16 protein-coding genes, 1 tRNA gene and 1 other RNA gene are annotated in these 16,053 nt (G+C 72.6%); 13 read left to right on the forward strand and 5 right to left on the reverse strand.

Annotated elements, in window-relative coordinates:
• Window positions 1–9: 9 nt before the first annotated feature.
• Window positions 10–444: a DUF4359 domain-containing protein gene (locus KBZ08_RS13620; protein ID WP_106220594.1), complete on the reverse strand. Its 435-nt coding sequence runs from the start codon at window positions 442–444 to the stop codon at window positions 10–12.
• Between the two features lie 47 nt (window positions 445–491).
• On the opposite strand from KBZ08_RS13620, the gene KBZ08_RS13625 reads away from it, so the two are divergent.
• Window positions 492–564 (forward strand) — tRNA-His (locus KBZ08_RS13625).
• Window positions 565–578: 14 nt separating this feature from the next.
• On the opposite strand, the gene KBZ08_RS13630 is transcribed toward KBZ08_RS13625, so the two are convergent.
• On the reverse strand, window positions 579–1,658 hold the full coding sequence (locus KBZ08_RS13630; protein WP_254973675.1) for a DUF1611 domain-containing protein: 1,080 nt from the start codon (window positions 1,656–1,658) through the stop codon (window positions 579–581).
• Window positions 1,645–2,724, reverse strand: a complete 1,080-nt coding sequence (locus KBZ08_RS13635; protein WP_106220593.1) for a dipeptide epimerase — start codon at window positions 2,722–2,724, stop codon at window positions 1,645–1,647. Before KBZ08_RS13635 ends, KBZ08_RS13630 begins: the two co-directional genes overlap by 14 nt.
• Window positions 2,725–2,803: 79 nt before the next feature.
• On the opposite strand from KBZ08_RS13635, the gene miaB reads away from it, so the two are divergent.
• The 5 genes from miaB (at window position 2,804) to ftsZ (ending at window position 8,001) form a co-directional block, all read left to right on the forward strand.
• Window positions 2,804–4,213, forward strand: a complete 1,410-nt coding sequence (gene miaB, locus KBZ08_RS13640; protein ID WP_254973677.1) for a tRNA (N6-isopentenyl adenosine(37)-C2)-methylthiotransferase MiaB — start codon at window positions 2,804–2,806, stop codon at window positions 4,211–4,213.
• 26 nt (window positions 4,214–4,239) lie between these two features.
• Window positions 4,240–5,352 carry a D-alanine--D-alanine ligase family protein gene (locus KBZ08_RS13645; RefSeq protein ID WP_254973679.1) on the forward strand — a complete coding sequence of 371 codons (1,113 nt, stop codon included), beginning with the start codon at window positions 4,240–4,242 and terminating at the stop codon, window positions 5,350–5,352.
• Window positions 5,349–5,759 carry a hypothetical protein gene (locus KBZ08_RS13650; RefSeq protein WP_106220590.1) on the forward strand — a complete coding sequence of 137 codons (411 nt, stop codon included), beginning with the start codon at window positions 5,349–5,351 and terminating at the stop codon, window positions 5,757–5,759. Before KBZ08_RS13645 ends, KBZ08_RS13650 begins: the two co-directional genes overlap by 4 nt.
• Window positions 5,756–6,685, forward strand: coding sequence for an FtsQ-type POTRA domain-containing protein (locus tag KBZ08_RS13655; protein WP_254973681.1), 930 nt, complete (start codon window positions 5,756–5,758; stop codon window positions 6,683–6,685). Before KBZ08_RS13650 ends, KBZ08_RS13655 begins: the two co-directional genes overlap by 4 nt.
• Window positions 6,686–6,912: 227 nt before the next feature.
• The gene (gene ftsZ / locus KBZ08_RS13660) at window positions 6,913–8,001 is read left to right on the forward strand and encodes a cell division protein FtsZ (protein ID WP_015108978.1); all 1,089 of its coding nucleotides are present in this window, start codon (window positions 6,913–6,915) and stop codon (window positions 7,999–8,001) included.
• A 69-nt stretch (window positions 8,002–8,070) separates the two neighbouring features.
• Here ftsZ and ffs read toward each other — a convergent pair.
• Window positions 8,071–8,167, reverse strand: an RNA gene (ffs, locus tag KBZ08_RS13665) — signal recognition particle sRNA small type.
• A 44-nt stretch (window positions 8,168–8,211) separates the two neighbouring features.
• On the opposite strand from ffs, the gene panB reads away from it, so the two are divergent.
• Window positions 8,212–9,054, forward strand: a complete 843-nt coding sequence (gene panB / locus KBZ08_RS13670) for a 3-methyl-2-oxobutanoate hydroxymethyltransferase (protein WP_106220742.1) — start codon at window positions 8,212–8,214, stop codon at window positions 9,052–9,054.
• On the opposite strand, the gene hemW is transcribed toward panB, so the two are convergent.
• A complete protein-coding gene (gene hemW / locus KBZ08_RS13675) occupies window positions 8,966–10,204 on the reverse strand; it encodes a radical SAM family heme chaperone HemW (protein ID WP_254973683.1) in 1,239 nt (412 codons plus the stop codon). The genes panB and hemW overlap by 89 nt on opposite strands.
• Before the next feature lie 93 nt (window positions 10,205–10,297).
• Between hemW and KBZ08_RS13680 the strand changes: the two genes are divergently transcribed.
• From KBZ08_RS13680 to cbiB, 6 genes are all read left to right on the forward strand, one after another.
• Window positions 10,298–11,461 (forward strand): PIN/TRAM domain-containing protein, encoded by a 1,164-nt coding sequence (locus KBZ08_RS13680; RefSeq protein WP_106220587.1) that lies wholly within the window; start codon window positions 10,298–10,300, stop codon window positions 11,459–11,461.
• Window positions 11,462–11,492: 31 nt separating this feature from the next.
• A complete protein-coding gene (locus KBZ08_RS13685) occupies window positions 11,493–12,164 on the forward strand; it encodes an ATP-dependent Clp protease proteolytic subunit (protein ID WP_106220586.1) in 672 nt (223 codons plus the stop codon).
• Between the two features lie 75 nt (window positions 12,165–12,239).
• Complete coding sequence (locus tag KBZ08_RS13690) at window positions 12,240–12,851, forward strand: ATP-dependent Clp protease proteolytic subunit (protein ID WP_106220585.1); 612 nt, start codon at window positions 12,240–12,242, stop codon at window positions 12,849–12,851.
• Between the two features lie 75 nt (window positions 12,852–12,926).
• Window positions 12,927–13,922, forward strand: coding sequence for a ketol-acid reductoisomerase (gene ilvC, locus KBZ08_RS13695; RefSeq protein ID WP_106220584.1), 996 nt, complete (start codon window positions 12,927–12,929; stop codon window positions 13,920–13,922).
• A gap of 10 nt (window positions 13,923–13,932) precedes the next feature.
• A complete protein-coding gene (locus tag KBZ08_RS13700) occupies window positions 13,933–15,030 on the forward strand; it encodes a hypothetical protein (RefSeq protein WP_254973686.1) in 1,098 nt (365 codons plus the stop codon).
• On the forward strand, window positions 15,027–16,040 hold the full coding sequence (gene cbiB, locus KBZ08_RS13705) for an adenosylcobinamide-phosphate synthase CbiB (protein WP_254973688.1): 1,014 nt from the start codon (window positions 15,027–15,029) through the stop codon (window positions 16,038–16,040). The genes KBZ08_RS13700 and cbiB overlap by 4 nt, the downstream gene beginning before the upstream one ends.
• Window positions 16,041–16,053 lie beyond the last annotated feature (13 nt).

Genomic DNA, 16,053 nt, shown 5'->3' on the forward strand with positions numbered 1-16,053 from the left:
GCGCCCCGGTCACGGCATCGGACTCCCCGGCGCGCTCTCACCGGCGCTGAGGAGCACGAAATGCCCAGCCATCGCCAGGGTGACGGCGTCGTACCGGGGGATGCTCCAGTTGGGCAGCACCTTCTCACCCCCCAGCCGGGTGCCGTAGATGCTCAGCAGGCCGAAGTTGTAACGGCGTGAATGCTCCCGGGCCAGGCGGCCCAGCACCTTCCGCTGGGAGCGCACCAGCTCCGGACAGTTCTGGATCAGCAACCGGGCCAGCAGCGGCAGCCCCTCGTTGCGGCACAGCTCCTCGCTGGCCAGTTCGGTGAGCTTCTCGGCGGCGAAGTCCTCGAAGGCCGCCGGGCCGGGGTTGGTGACGGCAAGGCCGATCAGGCCCCCCGCGACGGCGGTGAGGCCCAGGAGGCCGGAAACGGTGCGGGTGGCGGTGGTCGGCGGTGGCAAGAGGGGGGGGGCCGGCAGGCTCGCTTGATACATTGGCAAAGACCGCGGCGGGCGTCGCCAAGTGGTTAAGGCAGTGGCTTGTGGCGCCACCATTCGGGGGTTCGAGTCCCCTCGCTCGCCCTTCAGGCCCGGCGCTACGGCGTCGGGCTTCTTTCTTGGCTGAACAGCAGCTCCAGCAGGGCCTCGCCACCCTGCCGCACCGGATCGAGGCAGGGGAGTCCCGTCTCCCTGGCGGTGGCCACCAGCGCCGCCGCCGCCGAGGGCCCGTCCAGGTGGGCGGTGTTCAGGGCGATGGCCGCCACCCTGGGGGGTGGAGCGGATCCCGCCGGCCGGCCCAGGGCCGTCAGCGCCTCGACGCCGGCGATCACCCGGCCGAGGGGGGGGAGGGGGAAGTCCGCCAGCCGCTGGATCGTGCGCTGGCCGGCGCGGTGCACCAGCAGCAGATCGGTGGGCTGGCTGCCGCGGATCAGGGGCAAGGTGGCGCTCGATCCGGGGTGGCAGAGGGAGCCCTGCCCCTCGACCAGCACCAGGGTCTCCGGGCCGGCCCCTTCGGCGGCGGCCAGCACCGCCGCCTCCACCGCTCCGGCCGCGTAGTCGATGCGCACGGCATCGAGGGCCACACCGCCGCCGCTGATCAGGATGCCGGCCTGGCCGGTGCCGACGAAGCGGGCGTCGCGGCCGCGGCGCCGGGCGGCGGCCAGCAGCTCCAGGCAGGCGCTCATCTTGCCCACCGACATGTCCGTCCCCACCGCCAGCAGCCGGCGGCCCGGCAGCGCCGCGGCCCGGCCGCAGCCGACGCTCAGGCCGGGGGGCTCCCGGCGCAGATCCCAGATCCAGCGGCCCGGCCGCACCAGGGCCGCCAGGGCCGGATCGTCCGCCAGGCGGCTGTGCAGACCGCTGGCCAGCGACAGCCCCGCCGTCAGGGCGGCTGCCACGTCGGCGCCCATGGCCGGCGGCAGCCGGCCGCCGGAGGGGGCGAGGCCCACCACCGCCACCTGGGGAGCGAAGGGCAGAGCCTCCGCCAGGGACCCCACCACGGGCACGGCCCGCTCGATGCCGGTGAGCGCCCGCAGGTCGGCGCCGCGGTGGTCCGGATCCACCACCGCCACGATCGGGCCGTGGCGGTATCGCAGCATCGCCAGGCCCGTCTTGCCGCTCAGGTTGTCGAGGCCGCCGTGCTGCAGCAGCACGATCGGGTCATCAGAGCCGAGCACGGCCCACCCCCAGTCCCGGGGACGCACCGGGCACCAGCCGATCTCCCACCAGGGCCGGACCCACGAACGGGTCGTCCACCAGGTTGAGGTGGCTGTCGAGATCCGGCCAGCGCACCAACGGCAGCAGCTGGGCGGCGGCCCCGTTGAGCAGGGCGCTGTCGGAGTAGCAGCCGAGCATCACCCCCAGGCCCAGGCGCCGCGCGGCCCTGGCCATCAGCAGGGCCTCCGCCAGCCCGCCGCTCTTGAGCAGCTTGATGTTCACCCCGTCGACGTAGGGGGCGAGCCGCACCAGGTCGGCCAGGTTCCAGCAGCTCTCATCGGCCACCAGGGCGATGGGGCAGTCGAGCTCGAGGGCGGCGAAGGCGGCGCAGTCGGCCTCGGGATCCTCCAGGGGGGCCAGGGGCTGCTCCACCAGCACCACCCCCTGGGCGTCGAGCCAGCCCAGCATCGGCAGGGCCTGCTCCAGGGTCCAGCCGCCGTTGGCATCCACCTGCAGCTCGCCGGCCAGCCCATGGCTCTGGTGGCGCCGCTCCAGCGCCTGGGCCACCGCCCGCACCAGGGCCCGGTCGTGGTCGAGGCCCTCCGGGCTGCCGAGCTTGAGCTTGATGCGGCTGGCGGGCAGCTGCTGCCACCAGCGCTCCAGGCGCTCCAGCACCGCCGCCTCGCTGCCCAGTCCCAGGGTCACGCTGGTGGGAACGATCGCGCCGTCATCGAGGCCCCAGAGCCGCCACAGGGGCTGGCCCAGCCGCTGCCCCCACCAGTCGTGCAGGGCGAGGTCGACGGCGCAGCGGGCCGGGGGCGAGAGGCTGTCCAGCAGGGGGTCGAGGGCCTGAAACGGCTCCGGGGTGGCGCGCTCGAGGGCCGGCAGGACGGCCTCCAGCTCGGCGGCCAGATCGTCGGTGCGGAAGGCCCGGTGGCCGGTGTCGAAGCCGCCGGTCTCGCCGCGGCCGGTGGTGCCGTCGTGCTCGAGTTCCAGCAGCAGATGCTCGACGGCGGCCGTGGTGCCGCGGCTGATGGCCAGGGGCACCGCCTTGGTGAGGGGGAAACGGCTCAGGCGGCAGCGCATGCCAGAAAGGGGCCGGGAGGTTCACGCTGCCACAGCCGCCGCGTTGGCGCCGGTGGGGCGATAGCGGAAACTGGATCCCATGACAGCCACCGTTTCCGGCCCCCAGGCCGACCAGGCGCCGTCGGCACGGCGCGGCAGCTACTGGATCACCACGTTCGGCTGCCAGATGAACAAGGCGGATTCCGAGCGCATGGCCGGCATCCTCGAAACCATGGGGTACACCCCCGGCAGCGACGAGCACAGTGCCGATCTGGTGCTCTACAACACCTGCACGATCCGGGACAACGCCGAGCAGAAGGTCTACAGCTATCTGGGGCGGCAGGCCCAGCGCAAGCGGGCCAATCCCGGCCTGACGCTGGTGGTGGCCGGCTGCGTGGCCCAGCAGGAGGGGGAGTCCCTGCTGCGGCGGGTGCCGGAGCTGGATCTGGTGATGGGCCCCCAGCACGCCAACCGGCTCGAGGCGCTGCTCACCCGGGTGGAGACCGGCCAGCAGGTGGTGGCCACCGACGAGCACCACATCCTCGAGGACATCACCACCGCCCGGCGGGACAGTGCCGTCTGCGCCTGGGTGAACGTGATCTACGGCTGCAACGAGCACTGCACCTACTGCGTGGTGCCCTCGGTGCGGGGCCGGGAGCAGTCGCGCCTGCCCGAGGCGATCCGCCTCGAGATGGAGGGGCTGGCGGCGCGGGGCTACCGGGAGGTCACCCTGCTGGGGCAGAACATCGATGCCTACGGCCGCGACCTGCCCGGCATCACCGCCGAGGGTCGCCGGGCCCACACCCTCACCGATCTGCTGCGGTCGGTCCACGACGTGCGGGGCCTCGAGCGGATCCGCTTCGCCACCAGCCACCCCCGCTACTTCACCGACCGTCTCATCGACGCCTGCGCCGACCTGCCCAAGGTCTGCGATCACTTCCACATCCCCTTCCAGAGCGGTGACGACGACGTGCTGCGGGCCATGGCCCGGGGCTACACCGTGGAGCGCTACCGACGGATCATCGATCGCATCCGCCAGCGCCTCCCCGATGCGGCCATCAGCGCCGACGTGATCGTGGCCTTCCCCGGCGAAACCGATGCCCAGTTCCGCCGCACCCTGGCGCTGATCGCGTCGATCGGCTTCGACCAGGTCAACACCGCCGCCTACTCGCCACGGCCGGGCACGCCGGCGGCCGACTGGCCCGACCAGCTGCCGGAGGCGGTGAAGGTGGAACGGCTCCAGGAGCTCAACGCCCTGGTGGAGCGGGTGGCCGCAGAGCGCAGCGCCCGCTACCTGGGGCGGCGGGAGCAGGTGCTGGCCGAGGGGGTCAACCCCCGCGACCCGGGCCAGCTGATGGGTCGCACGCGCACCAATCGGCTCACCTTCTTCGCCGCCGACCCCGGCGATGGCCGCCCCTTCGCCCCCGGCGACCTGGTGGACGTGGAGATCGAGACGGTGCGGCCGTTCAGCCTCAGCGGCCGGCCCCTGGGCCGGGGCGGGATTCGCTGATACGTTTGGCCCTCTTCCCTGTGCCGATGGCTCCTCCCCCCACCCGCGTCGGCCTGGTGTTCGGGGGAGCCTCCGGCGAGCACGCCGTCTCGATTCTCTCCGCCCGCACCGTGCTGCGGGGACTGCGCAGCGGGGGCAACGCCGAGCGCTACCGGGTCAGCAGCTTCTACATCGATCGCGGCGGCCGCTGGTGGCCCGACGCCGTGGCCACCGCCGTGCTGGAGCGGGGGGTGCCGGCCGAGCCCGGGGATCTGCCGGGAGCGGCGGAGCCGGGGGGCTTCCGGGGCTTTCCCGAGGGCGCTCTGGAGATCGAGGTGTGGTTCCCGGTGCTCCACGGCCCCAACGGGGAGGACGGCACGATCCAGGGACTGTTCACCCTGATGGGGGTGCCCTACGTGGGCTCCGGGGTGCTGGGATCGGCGCTGGGGATGGACAAGCAGGCCATGAAGGCCGCCTTCGCCGCCGCCGGCCTGCCCCAGGTGCCCTACGCCTGCGTCGCCGCCCACGAGCTGGGCGCCGCCGGCGGTCCGGAGGACCTGCTGGAGCGGCTGGAGAGCAGCCTCGGCTACCCGTGCTTCGTCAAGCCGGCCAACATGGGCTCCTCGGTGGGCATCAGCAAGGCCAGCGACCGTGCCGGCCTGCTGCGGGGCCTTGAGCTGGCCGCGGACCTCGACCGGCGGCTGGTGGTGGAGCAGGGCGTCCGGGCCCGGGAGCTCGAATGCGCCGTGCTGCGGCGGCCCGGTGGACCCGGCGACGGCCTCAGCGCCTCGGTGCTGGGGGAGATCCGCTTCGACGCCGACTGGTACGACTACGAGACCAAGTACAGCGAAGGCCACAGCCACACCGTCATCCCCGCGCCCGTGGACGAGACGGTGAGCGAGCGGGCGCGGGCCATGGCGCTGGCCGCCTGCCGGGCGGTGGACGCCGGAGGGCTGGCCCGGGTCGACTTCTTCTACGACGAGGCCACCGGCAATCTCTGGCTGAACGAGATCAACACACTGCCGGGCTTCACCAGCCAGAGCATGTACCCGATGCTGTGGGAGGCCAGTGGATGTCCTCTCCCCGACCTGGTGCACCAATTGGTGCAGGGCGCGGGAGGATCGGAGCTCCGGATGAACGTGGAAGGAACGGCGCCGTGATCCATGGCCTGCTCTGGCTGCCCCTGCTGGGCGCCTTCGTGCTCCTGGTGGCCCTCGGCTGGGTCGAGCGGCGGCGCCAGCAGCTGTTCCGCGACTGGGCCAGCGGCGCCGAGCTTGCCAAGCTGGACGGCTGCGGGGCCGCCCGGCTCGTCGACGGGGAGCTGAGCTGGAGCAAGTTCGTGGCCGGCAGCTTTCAGCCGGTGGGACGCTTCACCATCAAGCAGCTGGAAATGGTCGAGCTGCTCTCCCTCAGCTCCGGGGAGGCCCCCCTGACCGAGGAGAGCGAAGGGGCCTGCCGCCTGCGGCTGGTGGGGGGCGGCCAGCAGGAGGAGCTGCCCTTCTCCGATGCCCGCCGGGCGCGCACCTGGATGGATGAACTCATGGCCCGCTCCCGCTGCGAGCTGTGAAGCGGATCCCCTCTTCGCGGGGAGCCCCCCCCTCGCCGGGAGCGCCGCTGCCGCCGGGGGTCCTGCGCCGCAAGGAACTGCGCCGTCAGCGCCGCAGCGAGCGGCTGCGCCAGCTGTGGCGGATCCTGGTCTTCAGCGGCATGTCCGTCGGCCTGGGCTACCTGCTGCTGCGGCAGGGCTGGACCCTGCGGGAACCGAATCAGGTGGAGGTGCTCGGCAGCGCCGTGGTCAGCCGCGACCAGGTGATCGCGGCGGCGGGCCTGCGCTTTCCCCAGCCCCTGATGGGCCTCCAGCCCCGTCTGGTGGCCAGTGACCTGATGGGGGCCCTGCCGGTGGAGCAGGTGAAGGTGAGCCGGCTGATGCTGCCGCCGCGGCTGCGGGTGGAGCTGAAGGACCGGGAGGCGGTGGCCCGGGCGGTGCGGCGCACCGACCGCGGCCCGGAGATGGGCTTCGTCGACGGCCTCGGCAACTGGATCAGCATCCGCCAGCACATGGGCATCCGCAGCCAGGGGGACCTGTCCCTGCTGGTGGTCGGCTGGAACGCCCGCCACCGGGCCGTGCTGGCCCAGGTGCTCAAGGAACGGGAGGTGCTCGGCCCCGGCCTGAAGGAGATCCGCTTCGAGCCGGACGGCAGCCTCTGGCTCAGCACCACCCAGCTGGGCCGGGTGCGGCTGGGCCCCCCGGACGCCCGGCTGCCCCGGCGACTCGAGGTGGTCGCCCACCTCAGCCGCACCCTGCCGGCCACCATGAAGGGTGCCCGGCCCCAGCTGATCGACCTGACCGACCCGGAGCAACCGGAGCTCAGCCTGGGGGCCCGGGGGGCGAGCGGTTCAGCGGCCTGGCCGGCACCTCCCGCTCCCCCGGCGCCCCGTCCCGCCGGAGCCGCCGCCGAGGCGCCACGCCCGGCTCCCGCCGGCACCCAGTGAGACCGCCGCTGGAGCCGGCGGCAGCCCGAAACGCCGCCAGACAATCCTCACAGGCCGTTGCGCCCTGCTGAGATTCGGTCCAATGTGATCTATCGGCAACTCTGGCTGAGCTGGCCACCGACATAATGCAGCCGCAGATCAACGGCCACACTCCCCCTCCCGCGATGTCGCGCGATCAGGACCGCCCTTACCACGTCGATCTTTCGTCCCCGCAGGAGCCCCACGCGATGAGCCAGATCTCGCCCAGCAGCAACGGGATCGTCCCGAGCCAGTCGGCCCGGATCGAGGTGATCGGCGTGGGGGGAGGCGGCAGCAACGCGGTCAACCGGATGATCGCCACCGACCTCAACGGGGTGGGCTACCGGGTGCTCAACACCGACGCCCAGGCCCTGCTGCAGTCGGCGGCGGGCCAGCGCATCCAGCTGGGCCAGAAGCTCACCCGGGGCCTGGGGGCCGGCGGCAACCCGGTGATCGGCCAGAAGGCGGCGGAGGAGTCCCGGGCCGACCTGCAGCAGTCCCTGGAGGGGGCCGACCTGGTCTTCATCGCCGCCGGCATGGGCGGCGGCACCGGCACCGGGGCGGCGCCGATCGTGGCCGAGGTGGCCAAGGAGTGCGGCGCCCTCACCGTGGGCATCGTCACCAAACCCTTCGGCTTCGAGGGCCGCAAGCGGCTGCGCCAGGCGGAGGAAGGCATCGCCCGCCTGGCCGAGCATGTCGACACCCTGATCATCATTCCCAACGACCGCCTGCGGGACGCCATCGCCGGCGCGCCGCTCCAGGAGGCCTTCCGCGCCGCCGACGATGTGCTGCGGATGGGCGTCAAGGGCATCACCGACATCATCACCAGGCCCGGGCTGGTGAACGTCGACTTCGCCGACATCCGCTCGGTGATGGCCGATGCCGGCACCGCCCTGCTGGGCATCGGCGTGGGCTCCGGCCGTTCCCGGGCCATCGAGGCGGCCCAGGCCGCCATGAGCAGCCCCCTGCTGGAGTCGGCCCGCATCGACGGGGCCAACGGCTGCGTCATCAACATCAGCGGCGGCAAGGACATGACCCTGGAGGACATGACCACCGCCTCGGAGGTGATCTACGACGTGGTCGATCCCGACGCCAACATCATCGTGGGGGCTGTGGTGGACGAATCCCTGGAGGGGGAGATCCACGTCACGGTGATCGCCACCGGCTTCCAGAGCGGCGGTCACTACCGGCCGGAGCGTCCCGCCGCCAGCTTCGCCGACACCCTCACCCACACGCCGGAGGAGCGGGGAGCCATGATCCCGCCCTTCCTGATCAACCGCCAGAACCGGGTCGACTGAGCCACCAGCGGGCCCCGGAGCCGGTCAGCGCAATGGTTCAGCGCGGCTTGAAGGGGTTCATTTGAAGAGGGTGACCCGGAATCCACGCCTGCCCTGAGCATCCCGTGTGGCTGCTCCCTTCCGGTCCTGACCAGATTTGGGCGTCAGAGCCGCGTGGGTCCGAGTCAGGTCGATGCTAGCAATGCCCCCTGCGAACCCCGTGCCGTGCCCCTGCGACCCGCTGATCTGACACGGCGCAAGCAGGCGGGCCTGCCGATCACCGTGCTCACCGCCTGGGACGCCCTCTCCGCCGCCGTGGTGGCCGGGGCCGGGGTGGATGCGGTGCTGGTGGGCGACTCCCTGGCGATGGTGGTGCTCGGCCACGCCACCACCCTGCCGGTGACCCTCGAGGAGATGCTCCACCACTGCCGCGCCGCCGGCCGGGGGCTGGCGGCGGCGGCGCCCCAGGATCCGCCCCTGCTGATCTGCGACCTCCCCTTCCTCAGCTACCAGTGCGGCGCCGATGCGGCCGTGGCGGCGGCGGGCCGGGTGCTGAAGGAGACGCCCGCGGTGGCGGTCAAGCTGGAGGGTGCCGAACCCGAGACCCTGGCCGTGATCGACCGGATGGTGCGCAGCGGGATCCCGGTGATGGGCCACCTGGGGCTGACCCCCCAGTCGGTGCATCAGCTGGGCTACCGGCGCCAGGCCGGCGATCCGGTCAGCCAGGAGCGGCTGCGGCGGCGGGCCCGGGCCCTGCAGGAGGCCGGCTGCTTCGCCCTGGTGCTCGAGCACGTGCCGGCGGAGCTGGCCGCGGAGCTGAGCGGCGCCCTGGCGGTGCCGGTGATCGGCATCGGCGCCGGCGACGGCTGCGACGGCCAGGTGCGGGTGACGGCTGACCTGCTGGGGCTCACCACCCGCCAGCCCCCCTTCAGCCCGCCGCTGATGCAGGGCCGGGCCCTGGCGGTGGAGGTCCTGGGCCGCTGGGTCAGGGAGCAGGGGCCGGCTGCGCCCGGGGCGAGGTCTGTTCCAGCTCCTGCCACCAGGCCAGCATCTCCCGCAGCACCCCATTGCTGAGGGCCAGCCCCTGCGGATCCGCCAGCCGCCAGCGGGGCCCCTCGACGCGCAGCAGGCCGCGCCGCTCATAGTCCCCGAGCCGCGCCCGCAGCCCGTCGAGGAGCGCGGGCGCCAGGCGCTCCTGCCGGGCGAGCCGCTCCAGGTTCACTCCTTCGCGGCAGCGCAGGCCCACCATCAGGCGCTCGTCGAAGGGCATGCCCTCCCCCTCCTCGCCCCCCGTCTCCACGCCTCGCTCCGCCACGCCCCCTTCCCCGGCGCCGACCGCCTCGGCGTAGCCGGCCCGGGTGCGGGGATGGGCCCGGCGGCGACCACGGGGGGCGCCGGTGGCGCCCATGCCGAACCCCCACCAGCCGGCACCGCTCCAGTAGACGCGGTTGTGGCGTGAGGCGTGACCGGGCAGGGCGTAATTGGACACCTCGTAGTGGCCGAAGCCAGCGGCGCTGAGCCGGCTCCAGGTCAGGTCCATCAGGTCGGCGGCCAGATCCTCCGGCGGCAGCTCGAGCTGCCCCAGGGCCAGGCGCCGCTCGAAGACGGTGCCCGGCTCGATGCTCAGGTCGTACACCGACAGATGGGGGGGCTCCAGGGCGATGGCCTCGGCCAGCTGGCCGTCCCAGTGGGCCAGGCCCTGGCGGGGCAGCCCCTGGATCAGGTCCAGGCTCCAGCTGGCCAGATGCCCCCGGCGGCGGGCCTGGCGCAGCCAGCCGGCCGCCTCCCGCAGGTCGGCCCGCCGGTGGCGCCGGCCCAGTTCCGCCAGCACCCGGTCATCGAAGCTCTGGCCCCCCAGGCTGACCCGGTTGATGCCGGCGGCCAGGTAGTCCGCCAGGCGGTCCTGATCGAAGCTGGCCGGATCCAGCTCCAGGGTCAGCTCCGCCCCCGGGGCCAGCCCATAGCGACACTCCAGCGCCTCCAGGATGCCGGCCACCTGGGCGCCGGTCAGCATCGAGGGGGTGCCGCCCCCGAGGTAGACGGTCGCCAGTGGCGGGCCGGCCGGGGAGCTGGCGATCTCCCGGTGCAGCAGGGGCAGGTAGGCGGCGATGGAGCCGGAGGAGGCCCCGTCGGCCCGGTCCCCCAGGGGCACCACCGGGAAATCGCAGTAGAAGCAGCGCCGGTGACAGAAGGGAATGTGGACGTAGGCGGATCGGGGATCCATCACGGGCGGTAATCCCTGGGACCCAAACGGCGGAAGATCGGCCAAGCTTCTTTCCATACCTGCCGGGCGGCCGAGGCGTCGGGACTTCGAAGCATGGTGGACACCCTCATCTTGCTGCTGTTCCTGATCTCAGGGGCAGCCACCGGCTGGCTCGGGGTTGACCTGCTGCCGGAACAGCTGCTGCTGGAGGTGACCAACCAGGAAGGCCTGCGTTCGGTGATGGGGGGCTTCGGCGCCTTCTTCGGCCTGATCGCCGGCATCTTCTTCCAGCAGCTGCGGCGGCGCCTGATGGCCCAGGTGCGCAGCATGCCCACCGACCTGCTGATCAGCCGGGCGGTGGGACTGATCCTGGGCCTGCTGGTGGCCAACCTGCTGCTGGCGCCGATCCTGCTGCTGCCCCTGCCCTGGGAGGTGGTGCTGGTCAAGCCGCTGGCGGCGGTGCTCAGCAACGTCTTCTTCGGGGTGCTGGGGTACAACCTGGCGGAGGTCCACGGCCGCACCCTGCTGCGCCTGTTCAACCCGGCCAGCACCGAGGCCCTGCTGGTGGCCGACGGGGTGCTGCTGCCCGCGACCGCCAAGATCCTCGACACCAGCGTCATCATCGACGGGCGCATCCGCGGCCTGCTGGCCTCCGGGCTCCTGGAGGGCCAGGTGATCGTCGCCCAGGCCGTGATCGACGAGCTCCAGGCCCTGGCCGACTCCTCCAACGGTGAGAAGCGGGCCAAGGGGCGGCGGGGCCTGAAGCTGCTCACCGAACTGCGGGAGAACTACGGCCGCCGCCTGGTGATCAACAGCACCCGCTACAGCGGCAACGGCGCCGACGACAAGCTGCTCAAGCTCACCGCCGACACCGGCGGCACCCTGCTCACCGCCGACTTCAACCTGGCCCAGGTGGCCCAGGTGCAGGAGCTGCGGGTGCTGAACCTCAGCGAACTGGTCATCGCCCTGCGGCCCGAGGTGCAACCGGGCGATGGCCTGCAGCTCAAGATCGTGCGCGAAGGCAAGGAGGCCGACCAGGGCGTCGGCTACCTGGAAGACGGCACCATGGTGGTGGTGGAGGATGCCCGGCGCCGCATCGGCGAGCGGCTGCCCGTCACCGTCACCGGCGCCCTGCAGACCCCCACCGGCCGCATGGTCTTCGCCCGCTGCGACCGCAGCCCCGAACGGCCCGCTGAACGGGGCAACGGCCGGGCTGCCGACAAGCAGGGCGGGAAACCCGTCGCCCTGCAGGAGCACCAGCCTCCTGGCCCCGGCTAGGCTCCTGCCTCACGACTGCTGGTGAGCGCGGATGACGGTGTCGGCCCCCTATTACGGCGATTCCGCGGTGATGCGCACACCGCCGCCGGATCTGCCGTCCCTGCTGCTCAAGGAGCGGATCGTCTATCTGGGGCTGCCCCTCTTCTCCGACGACGACGCCAAGCGCCAGATGGGCATCGACGTCACCGAGCTGATCATTGCCCAGCTGCTCTACCTGGAGTTCGACAACCCGGAGAAGCCGATCTTCTTCTACATCAACTCCACCGGCACCAGCTGGTACTCGGGCGATGCGATCGGCTTCGAGACCGAAGCCTTCGCCATCTGCGACACCCTGCGCTACGTCAAGCCGCCCGTGCACACCATCTGCATCGGCCAGGCCATGGGCACCGCCGCCATGATCCTTTCGGCCGGCACCAAGGGCCAGCGGGCCGCCCTGCCCCACGCCTCGATCGTGCTGCACCAGCCCCGCTCCGGTGCCCGCGGCCAGGCCAGCGACATCCAGATCCGGGCCAAGGAAGTGCTGCACAACAAGCACAGCATGCTGGAGATCCTCTCGGAGAACACGGGCAAGAGCATCGACGAGCTCTCCCGCGACTCCGACCGCATGACCTACCTCACCGCCGAGGAGGCCATGGCCTACGGCCTGATCGACCGGGTGCTGACCAGCCGCAAGGAGCTGCCGACGGCCGCCCCAGTGGGCTGAGCACCGACCCCCGGCCACCGGCCACCCCTCTCCACCTCCTCACTCTCTCCGGCTCCGAACGGGAGCCTTCCCGCCATGCCCATCGGCACCCCCAGCGTTCCCTACCGCCTCCCCGGCAGCCAGTACGAGCGCTGGGTCGACATCTACACCCGCCTCGGGGTGGAGCGGATCCTGTTCCTCGGCCAGGAGGTGACCGACGGGATCGCCAACAGCCTGGTGGCCCAGATGCTGTACCTCGACTCCGATGACAGCTCCAAGCCGATCTACCTGTACATCAACTCGCCGGGTGGCTCGGTGACCGCCGGCCTGGCGATCTACGACACCATGCAGTACGTCAAATCCGACGTGGTGACGATCTGCGTCGGGTTGGCGGCCTCCATGGGCGCCTTCCTGCTGGCGGCCGGCACCAAGGGCAAGCGGCTGGCCCTGCCCCACAGCCGGATCATGATCCACCAGCCCCTGGGCGGCACCAGCCAGCGCCAGGCCAGCGACATCGAGATCGAGGCGCGGGAGATCCTGCGCATCAAGGACATGCTCAACCAGTCCCTGGCCGGGATGTGCGGCCAGTCCCTGGAGAAGGTCACCAAGGACACCGACCGCGACTACTTCCTCAGCGCCGCCGAAGCCAAGGATTACGGGCTGATCGACCGGGTGATCGCCCACCCCTCGGAGGCCTCCGGCGGCTGAGTCGCCGGGCGAGGACGCCAGGGGCCCGCGCGGACGCACACCTAAAGTCTGCGTTTGCCCTGCCCGCCGCCCGGAATGGCCCAGCTCTTCTACGACTCCGACGCCGACCTCAGCCTGCTGACCGGCAAGACGGTGGCCATCATCGGCTACGGCTCCCAGGGCCATGCCCACGCCCTGAACCTCAAGGACAGCGGCATCAACGTGGTGGTGGGCCTCTACGACGGCAGCCGCTCGGCCGCCAAGGCCCGGGCCGACGGCCTCGAGGTGCTGAGCGTGGCCGACGCCTGCGCCAAGGCCGACTGGATCATGGTGCTGCTGCCGGATGAGGCCCAGAAGGCCGTCTACGCCGCTGAGATCGCCCCCCACCTCAGCGCCGGCAAGGTCCTGAGCTTCGCCCACGGCTTCAACATCCGCTTCGGGCTGATCCAGCCCCCCGCCGACGTGGACGTCGTGATGATCGCCCCCAAGGGCCCCGGTCACACCGTGCGCTGGGAGTTCCAGAACGGCCAGGGCGTGCCCGCCCTGTTCGCCATCCAGCAGGACGCCTCCGGAAACGCCCGCGCCCTGGCGATGGCCTACGCCAAGGGCATCGGCGGCACCCGCGCCGGCATCCTGGAGACCAACTTCAAGGAGGAGACCGAAACCGACCTGTTCGGTGAGCAGGCGGTCCTCTGCGGCGGTCTGAGTGAACTGGTGAAGGCCGGTTTCGAGACCCTGGTGGAAGCCGGTTACCAGCCCGAGCTGGCCTACTTCGAGTGCCTGCACGAGGTGAAGCTGATCGTTGACCTGATGGTCAAGGGCGGCCTCACCGCCATGCGCGACTCGATCTCCAACACCGCCGAGTACGGCGACTACGTCAGCGGCCCCCGGCTGATCACCGCCGACACCAAGGCGGAGATGCGGCGCATCCTGGCCGACATCCAGGACGGCACCTTCGCCCGCAACTTCGTGGCCGAGTGCGAGGCGGGCAAGCCCGAGATGGCCAAGGCCCGCGAGCGCGATGCCGCCCATCCGATCGAGCAGGTGGGCAAGGGTCTGCGCTCCATGTTCAGCTGGCTCAAGGCGGCCTGATCCCCAGCCCATGCAGCGGCGCCTGCTGACCCTCGCCTGGAGCAGCGGCCAGGCCAGCGGCACCCTGGCCATCGGCGCCACCGCCTGGCTGCTCAGCGGCCTCACCCCGTCGCCGCTGGTGAACGGGGTGCTGCCGGCCCTGGCCACCCTGCCAATGCTGCTGCCCCTGCCCCAGCGGATCCGCCCCGGCTACCTGCTCCAGCTGCTCAGCCTGCTGCTGCTGTTGGCGGTGGCCGCCGGTGGGCCGGGCACCTCCGTTCTGGCCCCCCTGCTCGGCATCGCCCTGCTGGCGGTGGGCCTGCGCCTGGCCCAGGACCCGCTGCAACGCCGGCTCCATGGCCACTGGGGGGTGCCGATCGGCGAGCTGCGGGCGGGAGCCGAGGCGGGCCGCCTGGCGGGCAGCCTGCTCACGGCCCTGCTGTTTCCCATCGGCAAGGCCCTGCTCCAGTTCGGCAGCGCCCTGGTGCTGCTGCTCCCTTTGGCGCCGCTGGTCGGGGCCCTGCGGGCCAGCGGCCACCGGATGGAGCAGGGCCAGGGTGATGCGGCAGCGGCGACCACCGCAGCAGCGACCACAGCAGCAGCGACCGCCGAGGTGGAGCAGCCCCCCTGGCGCCTGGAGCCGGGCGGGGTGCTGCAGGGGTTGCTGCTCGGCGGCCTGTTCGCCCTGCTGCCTCTGTGGGTACGTCAGCAGGCGGCGGGCAGCTGCTTCGATTTCGGCCTGCTGCTGACGGCCTACGGCCTGGGGCGGACCGGCGCCGAAGCCTGGGGCCTGCGGCTGCCGCCGCGCCTGCCCTACCTGCTGATGGCCGCCCTGCTGCTGGCGACCCAGTTCGTCGGCGGCTGGGGGGCCGTGCTGCTGTTCGTGCCCTTCGGCCTGCTGGCCGCCGTGGCCGATGCCCGCCTGGCCCTCGGCGTCGATCCGGCCGGCGACCTGCAGCAGAACTGGAGCGTCCTGGAGCGGTCCTCGGCCCTGGGGGGCCTGGCCGGCAGTCTGGGGATGGGCCTGATCGCCCAGCTGATCGGCCTGGGCGGCAGCCTGCCGATCCAGCTGGCGGCCTTCCTGGGGGCGGGTGTGCTGCTGCCCCTGCTGCAGCGCCGCCGGCCTTGAGCCTCGCCCTGCTTGTGCTGTTCGCCTGCGGGCTCGACCGGCTGCTGGGGGACCCCCTCTGGTCGCCGCACCCCGTCCAGGTGATGGGCGCCGCCATCACCGGCCTGCGCCGGGCGGTGGAGGCCTGGGCCGGCGACGCCCCCCGACGCCTGCGGCTGGGGGGTCTGCTGCTCACCCTGCTGGTGGTGGGCGCCAGCGGCCTGGCGGGCTGGGGCCTGGAGGTCCTCGCCCGGCGGATCCCTGTCGTCGGGGTGCCCCTGCTGGTGCTGGGCCTGGCCAGTGCCCTGGCGGGGGGCAGCCTGGGGCGGGCGGTGCGGGCCGTGCTGGTGGCCCTGCCCGACCTGCCCCTGGCCCGGGCCCGCCTGGCCCGGATCGTGGGTCGCCAGGTGAGCCACCTGCCGGAGGCGGAGATCCTGCGCGCCGCCGCCGAGACCGCCGCCGAAAACGCCGTCGACGGCCTGTTCGCCCCGCTGTTCTGGATGCTGGCCGGGGCGGCGCTGCTGTCGCTGGGGCCGGCCCCGCCTGCGTCACCCCTGCCCGGCCCCCTGGCCCTGGCCTGGGGCTTCAAGGCCGCCAGCACCCTCGATTCGATGCTGGGTTACCGCCACGGGCGGCTGCGCTGGCTGGGCACCGCCGGTGCCCGCCTTGACGACCTGCTCACCTGGCTGCCCACCCGGCTGGTGGCCCTGAGCCTGCCCCTGGCGGCGGGCCGGCCCGGGCGGACGCTCCACTGGCTGCGGGCGGCCCTGCGGGACGGGGCCCCTGACCGTTCCCCCAATGCCGGGGTTTCGGAAGCGGCCTTCGCCCACGCCGCCGGCGTGCGCCTGGGCGGGGCCAACACCTACGCCGACGGGGTGCGCATCAAGCCGATCCTGGCCGCAGGGGGCCGCCCCCCCGACCGGGCCGGAGTGGAGCGGATCCTGACCCTGGGCGATCGGCTGGAACTGCTGTGGCTCCTGCTCACCCTGCCGGCCCTGGCCCTGCTCGGTGCTGGATGGCCCCCCGGCTGAGGCGACGGGGGCG

The organism is Cyanobium sp. Candia 9D4, assembly GCF_024346155.1.
In the GTDB taxonomy this organism is placed as follows: Bacteria; Cyanobacteriota; Cyanobacteriia; order PCC-6307; family Cyanobiaceae; genus Cyanobium; species Cyanobium minutissimum.